The organism is Candidatus Binataceae bacterium, from assembly GCA_035508495.1.
Classification (GTDB): domain Bacteria; phylum Desulfobacterota; class Binatia; order Binatales; family Binataceae; genus JASHPB01.
Map to the genome: position 1 here is coordinate 50416 of DATJMX010000052.1, position 23689 is coordinate 74104.

Genomic DNA, 23689 nt, shown 5'->3' on the forward strand with positions numbered 1-23689 from the left:
CGATGGGACTCAAGTGGGAACAGGCGGAAGAACTCGCCGAAGTGCTCGCGGAAAATCATCCCGGGCTTAATCCACTCGACGCCAGGTTCACCGATTTGCGTCAGTGGGTGATCGATCTCGATGAATTCGATGACGATCGCAACGGATCGACCGAAGGCAAGCTTGAGGCCATCCAGATGGCATGGCACGAGATCTACAAGGAACAAAACGAAGACGATTCTGAATAATTCACGGAGTAAATACGTCGAAAAGTAGGCCACAGGGGCCTGCACGTGTTTAAGCCGTAAAATCAGGAGGGCGGGGCGGTGGATGAGAATAGCTTGAGGACGACGGATCGGGGAGAGAAGATGCAGGAAAAGGAAACCCTGGACGAAAGGTTGCCGGCTCTGTTCGAGCCAGACACCCTTTTGCCAATTCAATACTTCGAGGCGATGCGCAAGAAGCATCTCCTCGAAGGCGAGAAGCGCCTGATTCTGAGCGTGTTGGAAGACGCGATCGAGTGCTTTATGAAGTGCATCGAGGCCAGCACCAACAAGGGCCAGCGTCTGTTCCGCGACGCCGAGGAATGGATCAATCACGAGGACAAGCGCTGGGTGTTCTCGTTCGACAACGTCTGCGACATGCTCGACATCAACCCGGAATACATGCGCAGCGGATTGAAGCGCTGGAAGGAAAACCGCCTCGCGCTCATCGAGCGCCGCCGCGCCGCTATGGCTGAAGAAGCCGCGCGGGCGATGGCGGTCGCCGCGCAAGAGGCAGCGACGCCTGCGCCGGCGGCAGTATTCGTCGCGCAAAAGCCCGCGGCGCCCGCGGTGAAGATCGTGCCCGTCGCGACGCATCTTCCGCGCCGCGACGAACGGCATCGTCCGCACCCGGCAGCCGCAGCACACAAGATGCGCAAGCACGGCTAGCGCGCAGTCACTTTTCGACCACTGGATTGCGCATAAAGCCCTCTCCCACAAAGGGAGAGGGCCGCGTTAATCAGCGACCGCGCGCGATAGCGCCGGCGCTCGAATGCGATCTCAAGCTGCGCCGTGGCCTCAATTCTCAAAAGAAGGCGCGAGCCGTTAGTCGGCCTCTCACTTCTGAAACAACCTCTCCCGCTGTGCGAGCGAGGTTATCTCAGAATGCTACTTGGGAGATGCTTCTGCCGCGCGCGAGGTGAGTGCGGCCGTAGTCATACGGGCTAAATCGCGCAATCTGCGATGGAACGTTGCGGGCGCATTGGCGGTTTTCTCGATCCCGGTTGCTGATGCCGACAGCAGCTCCGCGACGCCTGCCGCGTCGAGGCCAGCGCGGGCGGGATCGATTTCGCCGCGGCGCGCCGCCGTTTCGATCGTGTCGCGCAGGGTCTTCGCGTACTTGCGATCGGCCGGCGTGAAGATGTCTTCGGAGAGCCGGTTCTTCGAGTCCATCAGCTCGGCCGCATGCGGCGAGCGCTGCACCAGGTCGAAATAGAATCCGTACTTGGCTTCGAGGATCGCCGCAAGGCGTCGTTCGATCGGCGCTTCCATCGCGGATGCGCGCGCGGCCTCGGCCTGCACTCGCACGCACATGCTCTCGCACAGCGCGCGAAAGATTTCTTCCTTGCTCTTGAAGCTGAGATACACCGTGCCCTTGGCGATTTCCGCCTCGCGTGCGATGTCGTCGATCGAGGTGCGCCGGTAGCCGTACCGGCTGAAGAGTTTCTGCGCGGCATCGAGGATCGCTGCGCGCTTGGCTTCCGGCGCACCCCGCTCGTGTTTGATCATGATGGAAGTTGCAACTGCCTCTGCGGTCTCACGACCATTTCGAAAACGTTGAGCTCAATCGGCTGCGTGACCGCATAGAGCACGGCGCGCGCGATATCGTCGGCGGCGGCGAGAAACAGCTTGCCCGCCTTGGCGACCTGGTCGAGCAGCTCGGCCGGCATCTGCTCGCCCGGCTTGAAGTCCGCCTGGAGACCGAGCGAGCTGACGATTCCCTGCACGAACTCGGGCGGGAAGTTGCGCGCGAAGTTGGTGGCGACCGCTCCCGGCATGATGTTCACGACTCGAATCGTATCGCCTTCCAGCTCCTTGCGCAGCGACGTCGCGATCGAGTTCACCGCCCACTTGGTCGAGCCGTACACGCCCGAGGCCTCGCTGCGTCCCGCCACGGACGAAATATTTACGATGTGCCCCTGGGCCCCGCAAGCGCGCATCGCACGAATCGCTGCCTGCGAGCCCACGAGCAGCGACAGTACATTGACTTCGAGCATCTCGCGCCAGCGATCCGGATCGCCTTCGATAATCGAACTCGGAAACTCGAGGCCCGCGTTGTTGACCATGATATCGAGCCCGCCCGAATCCTTGGCCGCGCCGGCGATGAAATTCTGCAACGCCTTAACGTCGCGAATATCGAACGCCTGCGTGCTCGCTTTACCGCCGCGCTCGCCGATCTCGCGCGCGATCGCATCGAGCGAGGACTTGTTGCGCCCGGCGACGAAGACGTGCGCGCCCGCCTCGCCCACTCTGAGTGCGATTGCGCGGCCGATGCCGCTCGACGCGCCGGTAACGATCGCGGTCTTGCCCGACAATGCTTTTGCGTCCGCCATGATGATGCTCCCTCCGGTCATGACCAGATGACCGATTAAAATAAACTGGTCAAACCGTCTAACACGGCGGGTTGTGCGAGGGAAGAGCTTACTTGATAGGGATTGAGATCGAGCCTCGTCTGAGGTCAGATGACTTGCGGGAACGATGCCGCTGCGGACCAAAATCGAATGCCCCGAGTGCGACGCCGACCTGGTCGTCAAGCGCGGTGGCGTATGCCCCAACTGCGGCGCCGCGATCACCGAGCACGTCGCCAAGGTCCGCGCTCGCGAGCGCCGCACCGAACAGGTCGTGGCCATCGTCGCGACCGCCCTCGTGCTCGGTCTCTTCCTCATGACCAGCGGTTTCAGCCTGATCGAAGGAATCGCAGTCTATGCGGTCGCGGGGGCCGTGATGTACTGGCTCGCGCGCCGCACCTTTGTCTGAACCTGTCGCCGATTCGAGCTATTCAGAACTTTGCCATCGCTAGCGCGATTTCGATGAAACGCGGATCGCGCGCGCATCGTATTGGTTATTGGAGCGATTCGATCGAGGCTCTATGCGCGGGAGGTATCAGTTCATGACGCGGCGATTTCTGATGGCGATTGTTGGCGCGGCGTTCATGTTCGCGATCCCGGCTGCGGCGCTGGCACAGAACTTCGGCGGCTACGGGGGCGGCGGGTCATACGCCTCGGGCGGCGGTGGCGGATGCGCCAGCAATCCGCAATTCGCGCAACTGATGCAGGAGCGCGAGGACCTCAACAACCAGATTTCGCAGGCCGACTATTACCACGACTACAGCAGCGCTCATGAACTCGCCTCGCAGCTCGATTCCGTCAACCAGCAAATCGGCCAGCTCGGTCCGAACGGATGCTCGTCAACCGGCAGCGGCTATTCGCAGAATCAGCCGTCCTCCGGGCCGTATGGATCTCCACAACAGTACATGGCTCAGGGCAATGGCGGCGCTTCGCAGGGATATGGCGCACCGCAAGGCTACGGTGCGCAAGGATACGGTGCAGCGAATGGCGCCGGCCAATCCCCGAGCGGGGCTGGCTCCTTGCTCGGCGCGCTGATGGGAGGCCAGAACGGCGCAACTGGTGCAGCTCCGGGAACCAACGCCAACGGTGCAGCCGGCAGCCCGCTGACATCGATGCTGGGTCCGCTCCTCCAAGGCTTCATGCACTAGGCCTCAACTGCCGATCTCCTCAGGCTGCAGCGCCTCCGTGCCTCCCCGCTGCAGCCTCTTTTCTTTTACGTCATCGATTGGAATCCGCGAATCATCTCGAATTTCTTCCTCTTGTATGGAGTATGAGGACGCCGATGTAACCAGCCTCGCGCGTATTCGTACTCAAATCAGCGCTGCTTCGTAGACCAGAGCAATTTCACGATCACAGCGATGATCAGTTGATGCTCGGCGAAGCCGCAGGAGGACTTGACGATGAGGTCGAAGCGGCTGGCTGCGGTAACGATAGTGGGGATTGCCATGATGCTCGGTCTGCCGATGAGTGCTCTGGCGGACGATTACCACCATCACTGGCATCACGATTTCGCGAAGTGGGGCAAGCACGAGAACGGCTGGAATCATAAGGGTCAGGCGCCCAATGTCTACAATTCAGCGCGGCCCAATTACTCTCCGAACGGATACGCACCGGTCTATAATCCTGGATATCGCGGCTATTCGGCGCCCGCCTACGGCGGCGGCTACTCGGCGCCGGCGTACGGTGGCTATGGGGCGCCGGTTTACGGTGGCTATGCGGCCCCGGCATTCGGCGGTTACGGCGCGCCGGCTTACGCCGGCTATTCAAGCGCACCCTATGGCGCGGGGGCGCCCGGATGCGGTCCCGGCATGCAACACTTGATGCAGATGCGCGGATTGCTCAACAACCAGATCGCGCAGGAGAGCTACGCGCGGAACTGGAACGATGCGCATCGGCTCAACACGCAGCTCGAATACACCAACAAGCTCATCTATCAAAATGGCGGCGGCGCGGCCTGCGGCCCAGGTGCCGGCAACATCGGCTTGACGCAGAACTTCATGCCGAATCGCGGGTATACCGCTCCCACCAGCTATAATCGTTACAACACCGGGTACAACGGTAACGGCGGTTTCGCGAGCGCCAACGCCTACAATGCGTATGGCCGGCCCTCCGGCTACAACGGAAATTACAGAAACGGCGCCTACGCTAACAACGGGCTCGGCTCGATGCTGGCGCCATTCATTCGGTAGCGCATCGCTCCAGCCCCGATGCGCGAAACAGGCGCCTCGTCATCCTCCCGGCGAGGCGCCCTCTTCTTTTTCTCGATTAGTAAGCGGCCGCGAGCTTTTCGATCGCGCTCAAAATCCTTCTGGCGCGCTCATCCGGCGTCGATGCGAACGACGAGAATTGCAGGGCCGTCGTCGTGATACCGCCCCGCGCGTAATCGTCGAGCCGGCGCTTGCATTGCGCGGCGTTGCCGAAGACGAAAATCTTCTCGACCATCGCATCGGTCACTGATTCGAGCGCTTTCTTGCGATCGCCGGCGTTCCACGCCTCGATTGCAGTGCCGGCTTCATTTTCAAAACCGATCTCGCGGAAGAACTTGTTGTACTGCGGCACCGTCACGTAGGCGGTCAGCGAGCGCTTGAACAGCGTTCGCACCGTGCCTTCATCCTCGTCGAGCGCGACGATGATCCGGCATGCGACGTCGAGCGTGGCGGGATCCTTGCCCGTCGCGCGCATCCCCTCGCGCGTATGCTCGAGCATCGCGGGGAGAGTCTCGGGCGTGATGAAGTTGACAATCAGCCCGTCGCCGATCTCGCCCGCGAGCCGCAGCATCAGCGAGCCCTGCGCACCGATATAGATCGGGGGCGGCTGCTCGAACGGAATATCGATCTTGAATCCGTTGATGTGGACCATCTGACCGTTGAGCGTGACCTTCTCGCCGCGAAAGATCGCGCGCAGCGCCTGCACCGTCTCCTTCATCATCGTGACGGGCTTGCGAAACGGCACGCCCATCCAGCCTTGCATGATGTTCGGCGTCGAGATGCCAAGGCCCAGGATGAAACGGCCGCCGGAGATCTGATTGGTCGTGATCGCCGACATCGCGATCAGTGGCGCGGGCCGCGAAAATACCGGCACGATCGCGGTGCCGAAGCGCAGCTTCGTGCTCACCATCGAGGCCGCCGCGATCGGGCTGAATGCGTCGGCGCCAAACGATTCGTAAGACCACGCATCGGTATAGCCGCAGCGTTCGGCGGTGCGAACGAGATCGGCCAGGTGCGGATTCTGAAACGGCTCGTGCGGAATCGTGATTCCAAGTCGCATGGGAACTTCCTCTCGGCCAGCGAATCTAGCGCACCCTGCATACGAGCGCACACCCCACCAAGTGGCGGATCCCGCCCGAACCTAACGCGGCGCGCCGGCTTCATCTGAGCCTCACGGTAACAATACTTATACAAATAGTTGTGTTTAGGCGCCCTGCGCCGCTCTTGCGACCTTCATTGCGGTCGTCGCTGCAGCGCTCATTGCGATCGCAACCCGCGCGCAGGCCCAGGTTGGACAGCGCAACTTCTTTCGACCAGATGATCACGCAAGACGTCGATCCCGGCAACGAACTGACGCTGGAGCCCGGCAGGCCGAAAAGCTCGAGCAGGAGCCAAGGCGCGTTTCTCTTCTCGCTCGAAAACCAAATGAGGCCCAACTTCCGCCTCTTCGTCGGCTATGCGCTCGGCGATTTCTCCCGGCACCGGGTACAGGGCAGCACCGGGCTCGACAATCCTGCGAGTGCAAGCGGCCGGGTTCGCAATCGACATTTACTATGATCAGATCTTCCCGCGGCTCGCGCGAGCTTTTAGGACTGCATCTTCAAAGCTCATTTTGATGAACTGCGTCGCGCGCCATTGATGATTGAATCGCGGCCGTCTCGAAGCCAACTGCAAATTCCAATTAGCTGCTGAATCGATAGGCGCGTACCTGCCCTTTACGCGGGCTCTGCCTATTCGAGCGGCACGATTTCAGGCTGAACCTGCGCGACGGTGACTTGCTGCAACCTGTCGCACCTCCGGCCGACTTTCGCTGCCATAAAATGCAGACTGCATTGCACTCGTAAGGCAACACGACACAGCAAATGCATTTTGAAATGGCATACCCCTCCCTCTCAGTTCGGATTGCAACGCTCCGAAAATCGGCTGATGCCGACTAGCTCGTTGCATCATGCACGGCATGTTTTCTGCTGATGGGCTCCGAACGCATCGGAGGGTTGATCCGACGATACCAAACAGTCAGGCACGCGCGACCTGAGGAGGAAACTATCAAATATGGCCGAGGCAACTGAAAAGAAAATGGTCCCCACCCTGGGACTTACCGGGGTGACGGTAAACGCGATGGCGCTAATCGCGCCCGGCGCGTTTCTGTGGATCACATTCGTCATTCAGGCGGGATACGCATTTCCCTCCGGCATGGCGATGTGGTTCGGAATATTCGCGGCGATCGTGCTCGCATATGCTACTGCGATTTCCTACTCCGAGCTCGCCAAGCTCTATCCCGGTGCAGGGAGTTCATACCTCTTCGCCGAGCAGGCATTCCTGACCAAGACTAATGCTTATCGTTTTGCCCGTATAGCCAAATTCGTTACTGGCTGGGCTTCTCATCTTTACTACTGGGTATACCCGGGAGTGATGGCGGCGACGATCGGCGTCATGATTGGCTACATCGTCGGCACACTCAACCCGAATCTAATGAATTCAAGTATTCCGGGTCCGGTGTTCATGGCCTTTATCGCCATTATCGCGTCGTACGCGATCTCATACATTGCGTACCGTGGTGTGGTCGGTTCGACGATGGTCAATCTCGGAATCAACGTGGTCCAGATCATTGCACTGCTCTTCTTCTCCGCGCTTGCGATCTCTTACCGCCTCGGCCATCCCGAGGGCTCGATGGGCATGGCGCTCGATGGCACAAAGAAGGTTCTGCACTACGCATTCACCGGCGACACGCCGGCGCATACCTCGGCATTCTCAGTTGTCGCACCGCATAATCTGAACTGGGTAATGCTGCAAGCGACGGTGGCGATTCTGCTCCTGGTCGGATTCGAGTCAATTACTTCACTCGGCGAAGAAGCCAGGAATCCCAAGAAAGATATTCCCCGCGGCGTGCTCCTTTCGATCACGATCCAGTGCCTGTTCATGTATCTGATCGAATACTTTGCCGCCAACTACTTCATGAATAACGCCTACAGCCTCGCCGATGCCAAAGGCTCCGCGGCGCCGATTGGCGACATGATGGTGATCATCGGCAATACGCTGCTCGGCGGCCACGGTCAGGCCTTTATGTTGATCGAGGCCTTGACTGTATTTCTCGCGTTGATCGGTACGACCCTTAGCTGTATCAACACCGGCGCGCGCGTGACGTTTGCGATGGGCCGCGACGAGGAAGTGCCGGAGCACTTCGGACTGCTGCACGGCGAGAACCTCACCCCGCATCGCGCCATCTGGGTGCTGGCAACGATTTCAGCGGTGATCGGCGCGTATGCCGCCCTGTTCTTCTTTGCTGGTTCTGCGGCGCCCGACGATAAGACCATCGCCGCCCTGCCGCATAATCTCTGGTATGCGATCGGCATGAGCTCGAACGCGGGGCTATCTTCGTTGCCCAACGGCCTGGCACTGGTAACCTTGGTTTCCAACTTCGGAACATTCATGCTGTACGGCCTGACCAATATCATCTGCATCGTGGCCTTCCGCGAGCATCATGAGTTCTCGGGCTTCAAGCATATGGTGGTGCCTGTGTTTGGCGCGCTCGCCAACCTCGCTTGCATGGCGTTCTACGTCATTGGACCGATCGAGGGTCTCGGCAGCGTGAAGGAACCGCTGATCGCCGTCGGTATCGCGATTCTGTGGGGCACCTATGGCGCGGTCTATTTCAGCATGAACTCGAAGAAGCGGGGAAAGGAAACTATACTTGCGACGAAACCGGCCTAAGGCCGTTTTCCGCAGTCACCGAGCAAATAGCAACGGTTGCTTCTGCCGATGACTGTCTCTCCACCGGGCCGGGTCTGCTAACGCAGTCCCGGCCCGTAATATTTTCGACTTACTAGTTAGTAGCGGCCCAGGCGCGCGATTCGATCGGCGTGAAAGTTCGAATCGCCGAACAGCTCCTGCAATACGCGCACGCGCTTCAGGAAAAATCCGATATCGAACTCGTCAGTCATCCCGATTCCGCCGTGCATCTGGATTCCTTCCTGCGCCGCGAGGGTCGCGGCCTGTCCCGCCTTGGCCTTGGCGACCGAAACTATCGCGCCCGCATTGGCGAACGATTCATCGAGCGTCTGCAGCGCCTTCAGCACGGCCGAGCGCGCAACTTCGAGCTCGCAATAAAGATGCGCGGCGCGATGCTGCAGGCCCTGGAATTCGCCGATCAGCTTGCCGAATTGTTTGCGCTCTTTGAGATAGGTCACAGTGCGGCCGAATGCCTCGTCACCAGCGCCCAGCAGCTCCGCCGCGAGCGCGGCGCGGCCGACGTTGAGCGTGCCGTCGAGGACACTCCAACCGTTGTCTACTTCGCCGACTATTGCTTCACGAGGAGCGGGCGTTTTGTCGAACACGATCCGCGCGACATTGTGATTATCGACGGCGAAAGTGCGCTCAACGTGAATCCCATGGCTCTTCGCATCGATTGCGAAAAGCGTGATGCCGCGAGTCTCAGCGGGAGCACCGGAGGTTCGCGCCGCTACGATAATCAGGTCGGCGACGTGCCCATCGACGACGAAGCTCTTCGCGCCGGTGAGGGTGAAGCCGTTGGAGGCCGGCGCCGCGCCTAGCGCGACCTTTTCCGGCCGATGCTTGGGCGTTTCGTCGATCGCGAGCGTCGCGATCAATTCGCCGCTCGCGATCTTCGGCAGATACTTGCTCTTCTGCGCATCGCTGCCGCCGCGCGCGATTGCGCTCGCCGCAACGATCGCGGTCGCGAAAAACGGCGACGGCGTCAGCGTGTGCCCGAGCTCTTCCATCACGATTCCGGCTTCGACGTGGCCGAGGCCGAGTCCGCCGTGAGCTTCGGGAATGAGAATCCCGGCCCATCCATTGCCCGCGAATTCCTTCCACAGCGGGCGCGAGAAGCCCTCGCGATCGTGGCTGTCGCGCAGCTGCCGCAAGTGCGCGATCGGAGCGTTCTTGGAGAGAAAACCCCGCGTCGTATCGCGGAGCATCGATTGTTCGTCAGTCAGAACGAGTGCCATCTACGTGTTTCTAGTTTCCTGTCAGATTGTTTACGCGCCGGGCAGATTCAAAAGCCGCTTGGCGATGATGTTGAGCTGAACCTCGCTGGTGCCGCCCTCGATCGAATTGGCCTTGGAGCGCAGCCACGCACGCGCCGCGCGCCCTTCGTGCGAGTGCTCGCCTTCCCATTCCAGAGCGTCAGAACCGCCGGCCGACATGATCAGCTCCTGGCGGCGCTTGTTGAGCTCGGTGCCGTAATATTTCAGGAGTGACGAGACGGCGCCGTTGGCCTTGCCGGATTTCATCAGGTCGCCGACGCGATCCATCGTGAGGCGAAACGCCCACGCGTCGATATCGAGCGCGGCGATCTGCGCGCGCAGGTTCGTGTCGGCGAGGACGCCGTTTTCGAGGCCGATCGAATCCGTCGCGACCTGGCCGAGCGTGCGGGTCTCGCCGGTGTTGCCGCCCATACCGCCGATCATGTCGCGCTCATGCGTGAGCAGGAACTTCGCGACATCCCATCCCTTGTTGAGGGTGCCGACGAGATTCGCCTTCGGCACTACGACATCTTCGAAGAACGTCTGGCAAAAGGGCGAGTTGCCCGAGATGAGCGTGATCGGCGCGGTCGTGACGCCGGGGCTTTGCATGTCGAAAAGGATGAAGCTGATTCCCTCGTGCTTGGGCGCTTTGGGATCGGTGCGCACGAGGCAGAAAATCCAGTCGGCCTTGTCGGCGTACGAGGTCCAGATTTTCGAGCCGTTGACGAGATACTGATCGCCCTTGTCCTCGGCGCGGGTCTGGAGCGAGGCGAGGTCGGAGCCGGAGCCGGGTTCCGAATAGCCCTGGCACCAGCGGATTTCGCCACGCGCGATTTTCGGCAGATGCTCGCGCTTCTGCTCCTCGTTACCGTATTTCAGGAGCGCCGGGCCGAGCATCCAGATGCCGAAGCTGTCGAGGGGCGAACGGCAGCCGAGCTTGCGCATCTCCTCGCGCAGGATCTTGGTTTCCTCGCGAGAGAGTCCGCCGCCGCCGTACTCGCGCGGCCATTCGGGCACGGTCCAGCCTTTGGCGGCCATGCGCTCGAGCCATTGGCGCTGCGCCTCGGACTGGAATTTCCACTTGCGTCCGCCCCAGCACGTGTCTTCTTCGCCGCGTAGCGGTTGGCGCATTTCGGGCGGACAATTCGCTTCGAGCCACGCACGAGTTTCGGTCCGGAAGGATTCGAGATCGGCCATCGGTATCGCTCCTTAAGCTTTGTTCGCGCCGCTCGCAGCGGTCGCGTCCAATCAACGGATTATTGATCCTAACGAGTGTTCGATCTACAGGATCAGGCTCGCACTGCGTAGGCCATTTGTCATTCCAAAGGGGGGGACGCCAATGAAAGAGCCTGAGATCGTCGTCGAGCCGAATCCGCCTCGCGAATGGGTCGAGACGGTTGAGCGCGGGCTGCATCATTACAACATTGCGACGATCGGCCTCGACGAGTACCGGCGTGTCGGAGTCGTCAGCCGCGACGAGCACAGTGCCGTCATCGGCGGTGTCCTCGGTAACGTCGTTGGCGGATGGCTTCATGTCTGGTCGCTGTGGGTAGACCGGCGCGCGCGTGGCCGCGGCCTCGCCAGCGATCTGATGACTGCGGCGGAGAACTACGCACTCAGCCGCCAATGCGTCGGTGCGTTTCTGACAACGGCCAGCTACGAGGCGCGCCCGCTGTATGAAAAGCGCGGCTACCGCATTTTCGCCGAACTGCCCGAGCATCCGGTCAAAGGCCATTCCCGGTACTGGCTCGCGAAGGATCTGCGGAGCGCACCTTCGGTGACGGAGCGGCGCGCGAGCCGCGAAACGATCGCGATGGAGCCCTATGTTTCCGCTGACACCGAAGCAACGATTCGACGCGGAATACAGACTCATGCCGCGGGCGCGATCGGTCGGCCCGAGCAGTCATGGTCGCTCGCCAACGTTTTCGTGCGCAATGACGACGGCGAGATCGTCGGCGGAGCGATGGGCAATCTCTGGGGTGACTGGTTGTTTATCGGAATCCTCTGGGTCGATCAGCCGCTTAGGGGAAATGGGCAGGCGACGCGATTGATGAACGCGATCGAGCGGCTCGCGGGCGAAGCCGGATGCCGCAGCGCCTATCTCGACACCTTCAACCGGCGCGCGCTCTCGCTCTACGAGCGCCTCGGATACGAGACCTTCGGCGTGCTCGAGAATCATCCACTCGGACATGCGCATCATTTCCTGAAAAAACGGCTTGACTGAGACCAGTTGAATTGTGCGGCGGGGCGGCAGTATAAGCGGCGCATACATTTCGTTGATCTCGTGGGGAGGGTTTCGTGCGCACATCACTGACCTCGATGCTGGTTGCGATCGCGATTGTGGGCGCAGGCTGCGGCGGGCAGCAGGCTGCGGCTCCGTCCGCGGGGACGAGCGCGCCGGCGGCGGCCGCGCCGCAGGCCGCGAGCAGACCGGCGGTCAACGCACCATCGCTCAATGATGGCGATGACTTCGCGATTCGCCTCGCTCCCGATACTGCGTCTGGCCTTCAGCTTCCCGCCGACCTCGATCTGATCGTAAAGCACGACGGCGATTCGCTGGTCTTTGCGAGCAAGCAGACCCCGCAATTAGACGCCGGAGCTATGACTCTCGTCCTCGATGCGCAAATGTGCGCGACCCAGTTTCAGGACAACAACATCACCACACGTTTCCAGCCCTGCGACCAAAGTGCCCAGTTCCCCCTGCAAGTCGGCAAGACGTGGACTGCACGTTACGGTCAATCAACCGCGGGTGGTGAGTTCATTCAGCAAACCGGCAGCGGCACCGTGATGGGAATCGAACAGGTGACTGTCCCCGCAGGGACTTTCCAGGCCTATCGCATCGACGCGCGACACGGTCCCGACATCAGGACGACTTCATGGTATGTGCCCGAGGTGGGATTCTTTGTCAAAGTGCAATCTTCGTCGCCACAGCAGCTGAACTTCGAATTAGTCAGTTATCATCGAGGCGGCAGTAGCCACTGAGTAACGCTCTACTTCGGAAGTGACGGCGTAGATTCCTCTTGGCGCGGGCCCATTTCGCCGTTTAGGAAGAGAAATAGCGTCCAAAGGCTGCGCGTCCATGGGATCGCGGCGATAGCTGACGCGAAGGCCGCCGCAACTGGCAACGCTAGCTGCAGAATCCAGTTTGCTCCCACGAATACGAATACGGTCCACGTGATGACTGCAGCCGCGGCGGCGATCGAATAGTCAATTACTGCCGGGCCTACCCACTCGCCTTCGTTCTTCCAGAATTGCGCGCCGCAAGCGGGACAGAGCTTTCGCATTTCAAGGTATGAGCTGAACATCGCGCCGCGCCCGCATATCGGACACATGCGAGCGAGCGCGCGCTTGATGAGGATTCCCGGCGGGAGCCCAGCGGCTGCTTCGCCAACGTTATTCGCTTCGCGCTCGCTCCATCCGATCGCGATGATCACCGTCGCGCCCAACCCCGCGAGCAAAACGATAACGCCGAGGCTGATAACGATCGAAAGCGCGATTTCCTGGTCGGTGGTCACGGCAAAAAGCCTCGCATGTCTACCGATTCGAGTACATGTGGCCGCTTGAATTTCGAGGTGCGCCTAATTAGATATATGCCTAATTAGATTGCGGTGAAATAAAGGAGGCCTGCCATGGTTCGCACTCGCGGTCTTTCGCATATCAACCTGAATGTCTCCGATATCGAACGCTCAAAGCGATTCTACAGCGAGGTATTCGGGCTCGAAGTACTGCACGATTACGAAGGCCCAATGGGCAAGCATACGTGGGGCAGACAGCTCGTGCTAAGCACGCCAGGTGCGCAGGATTTGATCGCGCTGAGCCAGGTTCCTGGCGAACCAATCGGTCCTGGCGGAGTGAACCACTTCGGCTTTACGCTGTTGACGGATGACGACCTTGATGACGCGATCGCCGCCATTGAACGCGCCGGCGGACGGCTGAGACGCCGCGCTCAAGACGAAGTCGATTCGATAGTCGAGCGCTACGCCTACGTCGAAGACCCAGATGGCTACGTGATCGAACTTAATCCGCAGCGCGTATTGCTGTCGCGCAAGCGGACTGCTGACAGCTAGTCATAGTATTCGAGGCCGAGGTGCGTGATCAGATCTTCGCCGCGCATCCAGCGTAGCGTGTTCTTGAGCTTCATCAGTTGGATGAAAATGTCGTGCTCCGGATACAGCTTCGGCGCGTGCATCGGGCCTTTGAAGTAGAACGACAGCCATTCCTGGATGCCGCGCATGCCGGCGCGATGCGCCAGGTCGAGGAACAGCACCAGGTCGAGCACGAGCGGCGCGGCGAGGATCGAATCGCGACACAGAAAGTTAATCTTGATCTGCATCGGATAGCCGAGCCATCCGAAGATATCGATATTGTCCCAGCCTTCCTTGGCGTCGCCGCGCGGCGGGTAATAGTTGATGCGCACGGTGTGGAAAACGTTGCCGTAGAGCTCGGGATGCAGTTCCGGCTGCAGGATCTGATCGAGTACCGAGAGCTTGGTCTCTTCCTTCGACTTGAATGAGCCGGGATCGTCGAGCACTTCGCCGTCGCGATTGCCCAGGATATTGGTCGAGTACCATCCCGACATCCCGAGCATGCGGGCCTTGAGCCCCGGCGCGATCAGCGTCTTCATGAAGGTCTGCCCGGTCTTGAAGTCCTTGCCGCAGACGGGGAGATTGCGCTCGCGCGCGAGTTCCTGGAGCGCAGGAGTATCGGTCGTGAGATTCGGTGCGCCGTTGGCGTGCGGCACGCCCATCTTGAGTGCGGCGTACGCGTAAATCTGACTCGGCGCGATACGCGGATCGTTCTTGGCGAGCCCCGCCTCGAAAGCCTTGAGCGTCTGATGCACGTCAGCCGGTCGATGGAACACTTCAGTCGAGCCGCACCACACCATCACCATCCGCGCGACGCCGGTGCGCTCCTTGAAACGCCGGATGTCGTCCATCAACATCTCGGCCTTTTCCATCTTGTTCGCGGCTTCCTTCACGTTAGGGCCGTTGATGCGCCGGACGAAGTCCTGGTCGAACACGGCGTCCATCGGATGAAGCTTCTCGAGCGGCTCGCGGACTTTTTCGATGAGCGCGGGATCGAGAACCGCGGCTTTGCGCGCGGCCTCGTAGGCATTGTCCTCGTAGATGTCCCATCCGCCGAACTCCAGGTCCTCGAGCTTCGCGAGCGGAACAAAGTCCTTGATTTTCGGGGTACGCGCTTCGGTCCGCTTGCCGAGGCGCACGGTCGCGAGCTGCGTCAGCGATCCGATCGGCTGGCCGAGTCCGCGCTTGACGGCCTCGACCCCGGCGATGAAGGTCGTGGTGACGGCGCCCATCCCGGGCAGCAGAACGCCGAGCTTGCCTTCGGCGGGAGCGATACGAACGGTGTCTTTATTGTTCGGCACTTTTGATAATTCGCGAGCTTAAGCCTTGCGGAAACGCGACGGCGCGTCGTCGGGAAAAGTCTGATCGGGATGCAGCTCGCGCGCGCGGACGAGCAGAGCTTCCTCGGTTTCGGGATTGCCAGGATCGGGGATACAGCAATCGACGGGGCATACCGCCGCGCACTGTTCCTGATCGAAGAATCCGACGCACTCGGTACATTTTGCAGCGGCGATGTAATAAATGTCTTCCTTGACCGCGGGATGCATCTCGCCGTTGTGTTCCCACTGCGCCCCGCCTTCGTAGATCGCGGTGTTGGGGCACTCCGGCTCGCAAGCGCCACAGTTGATGCATTCGTCGGTGATCAAGGTCGACATCGCAAAGAAACTCCGTAACTGGATTTACTAATCGACGCGGCCCTCTGTCCGCGTGAAGGAACTAACGTTAAGCGACAAGAGTATCGGCGCGTCCAAAGCCGGGCAAGTATGCGGCCTCGTCACTCCGGCATCTCCGCGACGATTCTGCGCGCGAGTTCGAGGTAGGCCTGGCTTGCGGGATGCTTCGGGTTGGCGACGACGATTGGCGTCCCTTTGTCACCAGCCTCGCGCACTTCGGGATAGATCGGAATCTTTGAGAGCAGCTCAGTCCCTTCCTGCGCCGCCATTTTCTCGCCACCGCCGTGACCGAACAGCTCGTCGCGCTCGCCGCAATCGGGGCAGATGAAGTAGCTCATGTTCTCAACCACGCCGAGCAGCGGGCAATGCACCTGGCGGAACATCTTGACCGCGCGCGTCGCGTCGAGCAGCGCGACATCCTGCGGCGTCGTAACGATCACGGCGCCGTCGAGCGCCACCTGCTGCGCGAGCGTGAGCTGCGCATCGCCAGTGCCGGGAGGCAAATCAACGATCAGGAAATCCTGCGTGCCCCAGAGCGTATCCTTGAGGAACTGGCGCACCGCGCCCATCACCATCGGACCTCGCCAGATCACGGGCGCCTTGTCGGTCAGAAAAAATCCGATCGAGATCATCTTCACGCCGTACTTCTCGATCGGAAAGAACGTGTTGCCGCCCGCGGACTTGGGCCGCTCGTCGCCGGTGCCGTACATCATCGGAATCGAGGGCCCGTAGATATCGGCGTCGAGCAGGCCGACACTCATGCCAAGCTGCGCGAGCGCCGCGGCAAGGTTCGCCGCGACGGTCGATTTGCCGACTCCTCCCTTTCCGCTCCCGACGGCGACGATATACTTCGTGCCTTCGAGGCGGACCCGCCCGGTCTTCTCGCCGAGCTCCGCCTCGATACGCCGCACGCGCAGCTCGACGCTCGGCACGCCAAGGTCGTGCGAGATCGTGTGATGAACGCTCTCGGCGAGCTTCTTCATCACGTCGTCGTTCTCGGAGGCCTGCCGCAGCAGAATCGCGTAGCCGCCATTTTGCGTCGGCTGCACATCCTCGACGATCCCGAGAGTCAGAATATCGGCGGAGTAACCGGGGTATTTGATTTTGCCGAGCGCCTCGAACACGGCCTCGGATGGAATCTGGCGCGCCACTAATGTGATTATTCCAGATGCATTAGCCGCGCGAAAGTTGCGCGTGACTAAATCGCCTTACTCCATCGCCGTCAGCGGGATGAAGCCCTCGAGGCCGCTCTTCATCCTGATTCGCGCGTAGCTGAGCGCGAGGCCGACGACGTGCACATCGTGACCGGTGTGAACCTCCGACAGCTTCTTGCCCCAGCGGTTCGGCTTGTCTAGCACGGCGGCGTCGTGACTCAGCCTGAAGATTTTGTCGATCGGCTTCAGCATCTCGACCGACGCCGGATCGATATAACCGGTTTCGCCGTTCTTGAGATTCACGCGCAGAAAGTAATGCGTCGAGCCGCTCACGTTGATGAACTTGTCGACCTGCAACTGCTCGAGATGCTTGCTGGATTTCGCGGGGCTCGAGTAAACCCAGTCGGCTTTGATCACGCGCAGGCGCGCCCGCGCCGGCTCGACCTCAACCTCGCGAGGCGCCGCCGATCCGTGCGTCGAAGCACGATGAACGACGCGCGGCGGCCGCGAGGCGTGAGGCTCAGGAGCGGGAGCCGTCCCTCCCGTCATACTCGCCGCCGCGGGTGACGATGGCGCGGCAGGAGATGCGCCAGGCGTTCCGCTGCCCGAATCGGCCGGCACAACCGACGTCTCGGGAACGTCTCCTTCCGACATCGCGGCGTGCACCCGATTCGCCGACATCGCGAGCATCGCACTCGCGCCGAGCGCCGCGACCAACACAAATTGTTTCGCTGAAAATCTTCGCTTAGCCATCATCCTCATCCCCCTCCACCGAAACTCGATACTACATCAACAGGCCCCGCACACGGTGCATCGCGTCACGTCACAGGGCGGGCTCTGATGCTCAAACTGCGCCTTCTTGCGCTCGGCAAGAAGAAACCATTTTTCGACGTGATGATCGATAAAGTCCCACGGCAGCACCTCGTCGTGCGCATAGTCGCGGATCACGAAAGAATCCGGATCGGGCAAATCGCCCGCCTCGCCCGCCGCAATCTCGCGCCGAATCGACTGGAGCTCATGCCAGATCGGCCCCGGCCCGTCGCATCCCGCAGCGTCGAGGCGCTCGAGGATTCGTGCCATCCGCCGGTCGCCGCGCGACACCATCGTCTGGAAATACGCCTCGCGCGGCGATTCCGCGTCGAGCTCGACCGGCCCGAGCTTGCCCAGCGCGCTGCGCAGCAGCGCCACCTTGCGTTTGAGGCTGCGCGCGTCGAGCATCGCGTCCCACTGAAACGGCGTCCACGGCTTCGGCACGAAGGGATTCAGCGAGACGGTCACATTGCCGACACGCTGACGGCGCGCGCGCGCCTGCTCGATAATCTTGTGGGTCAAATGCGCGATCCCGAGCACGTCATCGTCACGCTCTTCGGGCAAGCCAATCATGAAGTAAAGCTTTAGATTCGCCACGCCCTCGCCGAGCATCATTGCGGCCGCGCCAAGAATCTCATCCTCGGTGAGATTCTTGTTGATCACCTTGCGCATCCGCTCGCTGCCCGCCTCGGGCGCGATCGTTACGCTGCGTGCTCCCGTCTGGGATAACGCAGCCGCGAGTTTCGGCGTGATACAATCAGCTTTCAGCGAAGACGGCGACAGCCGCCCGCCTTTTTCCGCGACCGCTGTCGCGATTTCCGCGACGCCGGGCACGCTCGCCATCTCGGCGCCGACGAGACCGATCACCTTGCGCTCGCCAAGCCCGCGCTCCGCCTCCGCAGTGATCGTCTCGGGCGAGCGATAGCGAATCGGACGATACATGAAGCCTGCCGCGCAGAAGCGGCATCCCCATTGGCATCCGCGGCTCGCCTCGACGAGATACATGTCGCCGAATACGGACTCCTCGGTGAGAATTAGCGACGCTGTTTTGTGATCGTCGAGATTATCGATGAGACGGCGATTCACGCGCGGCGCGGCCGGACCGTGATAGGCAAACGAGCGCAGCCGGCCGCTATCGTCATAGGCGGGAGTGAAGTGCGCCGGAACGTACGCCCCTTCAACGCCGGCTAGCGCATCGAGTTGATCGTCGCGGCCGCGCGAGTCCGCGTAGCGTGCGATAAACTCGGGCACCATCTCCTCGCCTTCGCCGATCAGAAAGAGATCGATAAAATCCGCGATCGGCTCGGGATTCAGAAATACTGCCGAGCCGCCGGCGATGATAAGCGGATAGTTGCGCCCGCGCCGATCCTCGCGCCGCGGCGGAATTCCCGCGAGCCGCAGGATACTCAGCACGTTCAGGTAGTCGGTCTCGAACGAAATCGAAAACGCCAGGATATCGAAGTCCTCGAACGGGCGCGCGCGCTCGAATGAAACCGGACGCTCGCCCGTCTGGCTCATCTGTTCGCGCTCGTCGGCATCGGGCAAAAAGGCGCGGTCGGCGGCCACGCGAGTATCCGATTCGAAGATATGAAAAACCGCCTGGAAGCCGAGGTTCGCCATCCCGAGGCGATAGATATTTGGATAGATGACGCAAACCGAGATGTCACCGCCGCGCCGGCGCTCGTAGAGCACCTTCTCGCGCGCAATCCGCTCCAGCGCGCGCTTACGGATGAACATCGCAGCCCTCCACCATAACCGAACAGCGTAACCCGCCCCGCCCCGTAGTCCAAGGGCCCGCGCGACAGGAGCCCGCGCCGAGCATTGGTTACGGCTTGAAGGCGAGCACCGCCCAAATCTCCTGCGGTTCGGTCAGGATGCCTGTGATTGAGAACTCGCGCATCGCGGCGCGCAGTTCGCGCTCGAAGGCTTCGCGATTGGAGCCGAGCAGGCGCGGGCTGCAATAGGACGTCGAGTAGAGATTTCCGATCATTTCGTCGATCGTCCAGGTCTGCTCGTAACGTTCCTTCCAACTCCGCGCCAGCTTGAATTGCGAGCGCTGCACGCTCGATTCAAAACGTGACTCGACCGGCACCGGGATGCCATAGCCCCGAAAGTGCGAGGGCGCGGCGTACTTCAGAACGATCTCCGCGACCTTGTTGCGCCATGGCTCGATGGGCGCGTCCTCGGGGAACGGAAATCCATAAGCGACGATCGCAACTCCGCCTCCATCCTCGACCAGCGGATAAAGAGCGTCGAGAGTTTTCTCGCGATTCATCCAGTGAAACGAGTTACCCATCGTCACGAGACGAAAGGGACCGGGCGCGGCGCTCAGATCCTCGGAGCTCCCGCCACGCCATTCGATATTCGCAAGAGCCCTCGCAGCGGCGACTCTCTCGCCCTCCGCGCGCATCTCATCGCTCGGATCCATCGCAACAACTTCGGCGAACATCGGCGCGAGCGGAATCGTCAGTGCGCCCGGGCCGCATCCGAGGTCGAGCAATCGGCCGCGTCCGTCGAGCTGAAACGTCTCGCGCAGCAGTGTGAACATCGAGTCGCGATAGGGCGGGCGAAACCGCGAGTAGTACGTCGCGGTGCCAGCGAAGAGCTGCGGGGTTTGTGCCGAATACGCTGTCATCGTGAAAACCTCAAACGTCGGTCATCATCACGCGCGAAGGGGCGCAGCGTCCAGACGGCATGCCTTATCCGCTTGACTACGAATATTCGTTTTAGAATACTCGTCCTAAGATGTTTGCGCTGCTGCTCAAATCAGAACATCGACACTACTCATCGAGTGCCATAGTCCGGATGGATTATCTATCACGCATAGAACCTGCGTCGTCACTGGCGGCGCGCCCGGCAGCGGTCGCCGCGCCTATGAATTGCCTTCGAAGGCGAAGCAGCCGGGTCATCGCCTGCGATCCTCGCCGCACGCAGAGTGCTGCTGATGAGCCATATTTCAGTCTGAGCTAAGGACGGTGAACTGAAGATGGAACGGCCGCTGCAAGTGAGGGCCTCGGATCAAGGCAAGCCCGCGTTGCTCGTGAGTGGGCTCCGCAAGAGCTTCGGAGCACGAGTCGCGGTCGATACTGTCGGATTCACCATCGCCGCCGGCGAAGTCTATGGTCTGCTCGGACCCAACGGTGCCGGCAAGACAACCTCGATCTCGATGATCGCCGGAATTCTCGCGCGTGACGCGGGCAAGATAACCATCGATGGCATCGATATCGACGCCGGTCTTGAGGCCCGCGCGCTTATCGGGATCGTGCCGCAGGCGATCACGCTCTACCTCGACCTCACTGCGCGCGAAAATCTCGACTTCTGGGGCCGGATGTATGATCTCAACGGCGCACCGCTGCACGATGCGATGGTAAGCGCACTCGACGCGGTCGGTCTCACGCCGCGCGCCGACGACATCGTCAGCACCTTTTCGGGCGGGATGCAGAGACGCTTGAATCTCGCGTGCGGTATTCTGCATCGGCCGAAGGTCCTCATCCTGGATGAACCGACAGTCGGCGTCGATCCACAAAGCCGCAGCGCGATCTTCGATTTGGTCGAGCGGCTGCGCGACGCGGGCACCGCGATTCTCTACACCACCCACTACATGGAGGAAGCGGAGCGTCTTTGCGCGCGGATTGGGATTATCGATTCGGGCCGGCTCATAGCCGAGGGCACTCGCGACGAACTGGTAGCGAGTCTGGGGCATGATACGCGCATCGAGATCGGACTGGGACGCGGCGATTCGGTCGAACGCGCGGAGCGCATCGTAGGCGCGCTCGAGGGCGTGCGGTCCGCGATCGTGGAGAACGGCCATCTTCACGTGGTGGCCGACGATGGCGCGCGCCGCTTGCCTGCGATGCTGACAGCGCTACTCGACGCCGGTGCCGTCGCCGAGAGTGTGCGCGTGGTTGAGCCGAATCTCGAAGACGTTTTCCTGCGGATGACGGGGCGCGCACTGCGCGACTGATTTCAGATGCAACACGCGCTGCTGATTTGCATCAAGGACCTGCGCCAGCGGTTGCGCGATCGAACCGCGATCCTGACCGCGATCGTCGCGCCGCTCGCGCTGGCTGCTCTGATGGGTCTGGCCCTCGGCGGTTCGCAAGGCGGCGGCAACGCCGGGATGCGGTTGTGCATCGCGGATCTCGACCACACCAAGCTGTCAGCCGGGTTCGTTGATTTTGTCGAGCGGCCTGCGCTGGGCGGATTGATTCGGGTAGAAGCAGTGGATTCGCTTTCCGCGGCAGAAAAGGTGATCCAGGAGCATCAAGCGCAATGTGCGGTCGTAATGAGCCCTGGATTCGGCCGCGCGATCAGCAGCGGGAATCCCCCACCGGCCGAGATTCTCGCCGCGCGCGGCGAACCGTTCGCGATGCTGGGTACCCGCGAGCTCTTCCGTGATTTCATATACCGTGCGGCAATCCCGCACGATCGCGCAGTCCCCAAAGTGATTCCGCGTTCCGCGGGCGGACAGATGCGAATGGTCGATTTTTTTGCGGTGTCGATGACTGTGCTGTTTCTGAACTTCGGGGTGCTGTTTGGAGTCCGCGCGCTTCAGGCGGAGGTCGATTCGCGCACGATGGTGCGTCTCATCGCCTCGCCCACGCCACCCTACGCGATTGTCGCGGGGAAATTCGCCGCACTATTCCTCATCGGGCTGATTCAGATGGGAACTATGATCGCGGCGACCTCTTTGATGTTCGGCACGCGATGGGGAAACCCGCTGCCGACCACCGCGCTGGTGTTCACCAGTGTGCTGATGGCGATCGGATTGACGGCATTCCTGATGAGTCTCGCTAACAACGCCGAACAGGGAACTTCACTGGCGACCATAGTGATCACCCTGCTCTCGATTGTCGGCGGACAATTCCTGCCTCCGCAAGGTCTTCCGGACGTGTTCGAGACCCTGACTCGACTTACGCCAAATGGACAGGCGTTCTTCGGCTTCCTCGATTTGTCCGCCGCCGGCGCTCACGGAACCTTGCTAACGATCACGCAACCGCTGGCAGTGACGGCCATAGTTGGATTAAGCGGCATTGCGTTCGCGGGGCTGAAGGCTCGTGGCGCGCTCCGGAGGATGACCTGATGCGACTGTCGCATAGTCTGAACGTGATCTTCGGCGCGGCAGCCGTCAGCGGCGCGGGCGTCCGGCGCAACCGCGGCCGGCTTGCGCTGTTGTTCCTGATGCCAACACTGATAATGGCCCTTGTCGGTTTCGCAATGGGCGGTTACACCAGCGCGTCATTCGAGGTGGGTCTCCTCGATCGAGCGAACACGCGCGAGAGCCGGGCGCTCGCCGCGGCGCTGGTATCCAATGAGCACTTTCAGATTCGCGACTATAGCGATGAGCAGCGGCTTAAAATTGCGGTTTTCCGTGGCAGAATGAACGCTGGACTTGTGATTCCGCCCGGCTGGCATGGCGACCAGAACCTTGACGTGTACCTCTCGACTGCGAACGCCGGCGCCGGCATCATGCGAGCCGGCATCAACACGGAATTGAGCCGGATGGCGAGCGGCGGCCCACCGCTCGACGTTCCCGTTCGCTATCCCGGGGGCGGGCACGCCGGTGTTCCGCGCCTCGGATTCGGTTACACGGCGCCTGCGAACCTGGTGCTATTCGTTATGGTCACCGGGTTCGTTTCGGCCCTGACCATTCTCCAGCTTCGCGAAAACGGCATTTCGCGCCGGCTGCTGGCCGCGCCACGCCGGACCTGGGAACTGGTGGCGATGCTGGCGATCGCACCGGCGCAGCAGATGATCGCGCAGACCGTGTTCATGATTCTCGCCGCCCGGTTTTTCTTCGGTATTCATTGGGGCAATACCCTTGGGCTGGTGTTGATTACCGCAGCAGTCACATCGCTCGGCGTCGCGATCGTGCTCCTGATGGGCACGGTGTTTCGAACCCAGCAGCAAGCGACCGCGCTCGGTCCGTGGATCGCCGTGTCGCTCGGAATGCTGGGCGGATGCATGTGGCCGCTCGAAGTCGTCCCCCCGTTCATGAAGATCGTGGCGCGTCTCTCGCCCGCGTCATGGGCAATGGACGCGTACCTCGGCCTGATCTTCGATCACGCAACGCTTTCCGAAATAGCTCCGGACATCGCGATGGTGTTCGCGTTTGCCGCAATCATTGCAACGGCGGGCATCGTCCGCCTGCGGCCGCAGTTGTCGCGATAGAGCTTTGCGAAAGA

25 protein-coding genes are annotated in these 23689 nt (G+C 61.2%); 13 read left to right on the forward strand and 12 right to left on the reverse strand.

Features of this window, described 5'->3' with window-relative positions; translation table 11 throughout:
* The first annotated feature begins 2 nt into the window (after window positions 1–2).
* Together iscX and VMA09_16875 are read left to right on the forward strand one after the other, a co-directional pair.
* Entirely contained in the window at window positions 3–227 is a 225-nt protein-coding gene (iscX, locus tag VMA09_16870; protein ID HUA35284.1) for a Fe-S cluster assembly protein IscX, read from the forward strand.
* Window positions 228–347: 120 nt separating this feature from the next.
* Window positions 348–911: a hypothetical protein gene (locus VMA09_16875; protein ID HUA35285.1), complete on the forward strand. Its 564-nt coding sequence runs from the start codon at window positions 348–350 to the stop codon at window positions 909–911.
* A 219-nt stretch (window positions 912–1130) separates the two neighbouring features.
* On the opposite strand, the gene VMA09_16880 is transcribed toward VMA09_16875, so the two are convergent.
* Window positions 1131–1751, reverse strand: a complete 621-nt coding sequence (locus VMA09_16880; GenBank protein HUA35286.1) for a TetR/AcrR family transcriptional regulator — start codon at window positions 1749–1751, stop codon at window positions 1131–1133.
* A complete protein-coding gene (locus VMA09_16885; protein ID HUA35287.1) occupies window positions 1748–2575 on the reverse strand; it encodes an SDR family oxidoreductase in 828 nt (275 codons plus the stop codon). Before VMA09_16885 ends, VMA09_16880 begins: the two co-directional genes overlap by 4 nt.
* Before the next feature lie 145 nt (window positions 2576–2720).
* On the opposite strand from VMA09_16885, the gene VMA09_16890 reads away from it, so the two are divergent.
* The 3 genes from VMA09_16890 to VMA09_16900 all read left to right on the forward strand — a co-directional run bounded on the left by VMA09_16890 (window position 2721) and on the right by VMA09_16900 (window position 4779).
* The gene (locus VMA09_16890; GenBank protein HUA35288.1) at window positions 2721–2999 is read left to right on the forward strand and encodes a hypothetical protein; all 279 of its coding nucleotides are present in this window, start codon (window positions 2721–2723) and stop codon (window positions 2997–2999) included.
* Between the two features lie 133 nt (window positions 3000–3132).
* Complete coding sequence (locus VMA09_16895) at window positions 3133–3738, forward strand: hypothetical protein (protein ID HUA35289.1); 606 nt, start codon at window positions 3133–3135, stop codon at window positions 3736–3738.
* Between the two features lie 252 nt (window positions 3739–3990).
* Window positions 3991–4779 carry a hypothetical protein gene (locus VMA09_16900; protein HUA35290.1) on the forward strand — a complete coding sequence of 263 codons (789 nt, stop codon included), beginning with the start codon at window positions 3991–3993 and terminating at the stop codon, window positions 4777–4779.
* Window positions 4780–4855: 76 nt separating this feature from the next.
* Here the strand turns inward: VMA09_16900 and VMA09_16905 are convergent, their stop codons facing one another.
* Window positions 4856–5857, reverse strand: coding sequence for an LLM class F420-dependent oxidoreductase (locus tag VMA09_16905; GenBank protein HUA35291.1), 1002 nt, complete (start codon window positions 5855–5857; stop codon window positions 4856–4858).
* A 257-nt stretch (window positions 5858–6114) separates the two neighbouring features.
* On the opposite strand from VMA09_16905, the gene VMA09_16910 reads away from it, so the two are divergent.
* Together VMA09_16910 and VMA09_16915 are read left to right on the forward strand one after the other, a co-directional pair.
* Window positions 6115–6354: a hypothetical protein gene (locus VMA09_16910; protein HUA35292.1), complete on the forward strand. Its 240-nt coding sequence runs from the start codon at window positions 6115–6117 to the stop codon at window positions 6352–6354.
* A gap of 495 nt (window positions 6355–6849) precedes the next feature.
* Window positions 6850–8508, forward strand: a complete 1659-nt coding sequence (locus VMA09_16915) for an APC family permease (GenBank protein ID HUA35293.1) — start codon at window positions 6850–6852, stop codon at window positions 8506–8508.
* Between the two features lie 116 nt (window positions 8509–8624).
* On the opposite strand, the gene VMA09_16920 is transcribed toward VMA09_16915, so the two are convergent.
* Window positions 8625–9764 (reverse strand): acyl-CoA dehydrogenase family protein, encoded by a 1140-nt coding sequence (locus VMA09_16920; protein ID HUA35294.1) that lies wholly within the window; start codon window positions 9762–9764, stop codon window positions 8625–8627.
* Between the two features lie 30 nt (window positions 9765–9794).
* Window positions 9795–10979, reverse strand: coding sequence for an acyl-CoA dehydrogenase family protein (locus VMA09_16925; protein ID HUA35295.1), 1185 nt, complete (start codon window positions 10977–10979; stop codon window positions 9795–9797).
* 142 nt (window positions 10980–11121) lie between these two features.
* Here VMA09_16925 and VMA09_16930 point away from each other — a divergent pair, with 142 nt between their 5' ends.
* Together VMA09_16930 and VMA09_16935 are read left to right on the forward strand one after the other, a co-directional pair.
* Window positions 11122–12006 carry a GNAT family N-acetyltransferase gene (locus VMA09_16930; protein ID HUA35296.1) on the forward strand — a complete coding sequence of 295 codons (885 nt, stop codon included), beginning with the start codon at window positions 11122–11124 and terminating at the stop codon, window positions 12004–12006.
* 74 nt (window positions 12007–12080) lie between these two features.
* The gene (locus tag VMA09_16935; protein HUA35297.1) at window positions 12081–12764 is read left to right on the forward strand and encodes a hypothetical protein; all 684 of its coding nucleotides are present in this window, start codon (window positions 12081–12083) and stop codon (window positions 12762–12764) included.
* Between the two features lie 8 nt (window positions 12765–12772).
* Here VMA09_16935 and VMA09_16940 read toward each other — a convergent pair whose 3' ends face one another.
* On the reverse strand, window positions 12773–13297 hold the full coding sequence (locus VMA09_16940) for a DUF983 domain-containing protein (GenBank protein ID HUA35298.1): 525 nt from the start codon (window positions 13295–13297) through the stop codon (window positions 12773–12775).
* A gap of 114 nt (window positions 13298–13411) precedes the next feature.
* Between VMA09_16940 and VMA09_16945 the strand changes: the two genes are divergently transcribed.
* Complete coding sequence (locus VMA09_16945) at window positions 13412–13849, forward strand: VOC family protein (protein HUA35299.1); 438 nt, start codon at window positions 13412–13414, stop codon at window positions 13847–13849.
* Here VMA09_16945 and VMA09_16950 read toward each other — a convergent pair.
* From VMA09_16950 to VMA09_16975, 6 genes are all read right to left on the reverse strand, one after another.
* Window positions 13846–15168 (reverse strand): inositol-3-phosphate synthase, encoded by a 1323-nt coding sequence (locus VMA09_16950; protein ID HUA35300.1) that lies wholly within the window; start codon window positions 15166–15168, stop codon window positions 13846–13848. The genes VMA09_16945 and VMA09_16950 overlap by 4 nt on opposite strands.
* A gap of 18 nt (window positions 15169–15186) precedes the next feature.
* On the reverse strand, window positions 15187–15522 hold the full coding sequence (locus VMA09_16955; GenBank protein HUA35301.1) for a YfhL family 4Fe-4S dicluster ferredoxin: 336 nt from the start codon (window positions 15520–15522) through the stop codon (window positions 15187–15189).
* A gap of 119 nt (window positions 15523–15641) precedes the next feature.
* On the reverse strand, window positions 15642–16691 hold the full coding sequence (locus tag VMA09_16960) for an Mrp/NBP35 family ATP-binding protein (GenBank protein ID HUA35302.1): 1050 nt from the start codon (window positions 16689–16691) through the stop codon (window positions 15642–15644).
* Between the two features lie 57 nt (window positions 16692–16748).
* Window positions 16749–17447: a hypothetical protein gene (locus VMA09_16965; GenBank protein HUA35303.1), complete on the reverse strand. Its 699-nt coding sequence runs from the start codon at window positions 17445–17447 to the stop codon at window positions 16749–16751.
* A gap of 36 nt (window positions 17448–17483) precedes the next feature.
* Window positions 17484–19241: a radical SAM protein gene (locus VMA09_16970; protein HUA35304.1), complete on the reverse strand. Its 1758-nt coding sequence runs from the start codon at window positions 19239–19241 to the stop codon at window positions 17484–17486.
* A gap of 88 nt (window positions 19242–19329) precedes the next feature.
* Complete coding sequence (locus tag VMA09_16975; GenBank protein ID HUA35305.1) at window positions 19330–20139, reverse strand: class I SAM-dependent methyltransferase; 810 nt, start codon at window positions 20137–20139, stop codon at window positions 19330–19332.
* Window positions 20140–20490: 351 nt separating this feature from the next.
* On the opposite strand from VMA09_16975, the gene VMA09_16980 reads away from it, so the two are divergent.
* The 3 genes from VMA09_16980 to VMA09_16990 are packed head-to-tail and all read left to right on the forward strand — an operon-like array spanning window position 20491 to window position 23675.
* Entirely contained in the window at window positions 20491–21468 is a 978-nt protein-coding gene (locus VMA09_16980; GenBank protein ID HUA35306.1) for an ABC transporter ATP-binding protein, read from the forward strand.
* Window positions 21469–21474: 6 nt separating this feature from the next.
* The gene (locus tag VMA09_16985) at window positions 21475–22587 is read left to right on the forward strand and encodes an ABC transporter permease (GenBank protein HUA35307.1); all 1113 of its coding nucleotides are present in this window, start codon (window positions 21475–21477) and stop codon (window positions 22585–22587) included.
* Entirely contained in the window at window positions 22587–23675 is a 1089-nt protein-coding gene (locus VMA09_16990; protein HUA35308.1) for an ABC transporter permease, read from the forward strand. Before VMA09_16985 ends, VMA09_16990 begins: the two co-directional genes overlap by 1 nt.
* Window positions 23676–23689: the final 14 nt, after the last annotated feature.

Excerpts from the sequence above, each read along its gene's own strand:
- iscX (HUA35284.1), top strand. The coding sequence starts at position 3 with ATGGGACTCAAGTGGGAACAGGCGGAAGAACTCGCCGAAGTGCTCGCG.
- VMA09_16875 (HUA35285.1), top strand. The coding sequence starts at position 348 with ATGCAGGAAAAGGAAACCCTGGACGAAAGGTTGCCGGCTCTGTTCGAG.
- VMA09_16880 (HUA35286.1), bottom strand. The coding sequence starts at position 1,751 with ATGATCAAACACGAGCGGGGTGCGCCGGAAGCCAAGCGCGCAGCGATC.
- VMA09_16885 (HUA35287.1), bottom strand. The coding sequence starts at position 2,575 with ATGGCGGACGCAAAAGCATTGTCGGGCAAGACCGCGATCGTTACCGGC.
- VMA09_16890 (HUA35288.1), top strand. The coding sequence starts at position 2,721 with ATGCCGCTGCGGACCAAAATCGAATGCCCCGAGTGCGACGCCGACCTG.
- VMA09_16895 (HUA35289.1), top strand. The coding sequence starts at position 3,133 with ATGACGCGGCGATTTCTGATGGCGATTGTTGGCGCGGCGTTCATGTTC.
- VMA09_16900 (HUA35290.1), top strand. The coding sequence starts at position 3,991 with ATGAGGTCGAAGCGGCTGGCTGCGGTAACGATAGTGGGGATTGCCATG.
- VMA09_16905 (HUA35291.1), bottom strand. The coding sequence starts at position 5,857 with ATGCGACTTGGAATCACGATTCCGCACGAGCCGTTTCAGAATCCGCAC.
- VMA09_16910 (HUA35292.1), top strand. The coding sequence starts at position 6,115 with ATGATCACGCAAGACGTCGATCCCGGCAACGAACTGACGCTGGAGCCC.
- VMA09_16915 (HUA35293.1), top strand. The coding sequence starts at position 6,850 with ATGGCCGAGGCAACTGAAAAGAAAATGGTCCCCACCCTGGGACTTACC.
- VMA09_16920 (HUA35294.1), bottom strand. The coding sequence starts at position 9,764 with ATGGCACTCGTTCTGACTGACGAACAATCGATGCTCCGCGATACGACG.
- VMA09_16925 (HUA35295.1), bottom strand. The coding sequence starts at position 10,979 with ATGGCCGATCTCGAATCCTTCCGGACCGAAACTCGTGCGTGGCTCGAA.
- VMA09_16930 (HUA35296.1), top strand. The coding sequence starts at position 11,122 with ATGAAAGAGCCTGAGATCGTCGTCGAGCCGAATCCGCCTCGCGAATGG.
- VMA09_16945 (HUA35299.1), top strand. The coding sequence starts at position 13,412 with ATGGTTCGCACTCGCGGTCTTTCGCATATCAACCTGAATGTCTCCGAT.
- VMA09_16955 (HUA35301.1), bottom strand. The coding sequence starts at position 15,522 with ATGTCGACCTTGATCACCGACGAATGCATCAACTGTGGCGCTTGCGAG.
- VMA09_16965 (HUA35303.1), bottom strand. The coding sequence starts at position 17,447 with ATGGCTAAGCGAAGATTTTCAGCGAAACAATTTGTGTTGGTCGCGGCG.
- VMA09_16970 (HUA35304.1), bottom strand. The coding sequence starts at position 19,241 with ATGTTCATCCGTAAGCGCGCGCTGGAGCGGATTGCGCGCGAGAAGGTG.
- VMA09_16975 (HUA35305.1), bottom strand. The coding sequence starts at position 20,139 with ATGACAGCGTATTCGGCACAAACCCCGCAGCTCTTCGCTGGCACCGCG.
- VMA09_16980 (HUA35306.1), top strand. The coding sequence starts at position 20,491 with ATGGAACGGCCGCTGCAAGTGAGGGCCTCGGATCAAGGCAAGCCCGCG.
- VMA09_16985 (HUA35307.1), top strand. The coding sequence starts at position 21,475 with ATGCAACACGCGCTGCTGATTTGCATCAAGGACCTGCGCCAGCGGTTG.
- VMA09_16990 (HUA35308.1), top strand. The coding sequence starts at position 22,587 with ATGCGACTGTCGCATAGTCTGAACGTGATCTTCGGCGCGGCAGCCGTC.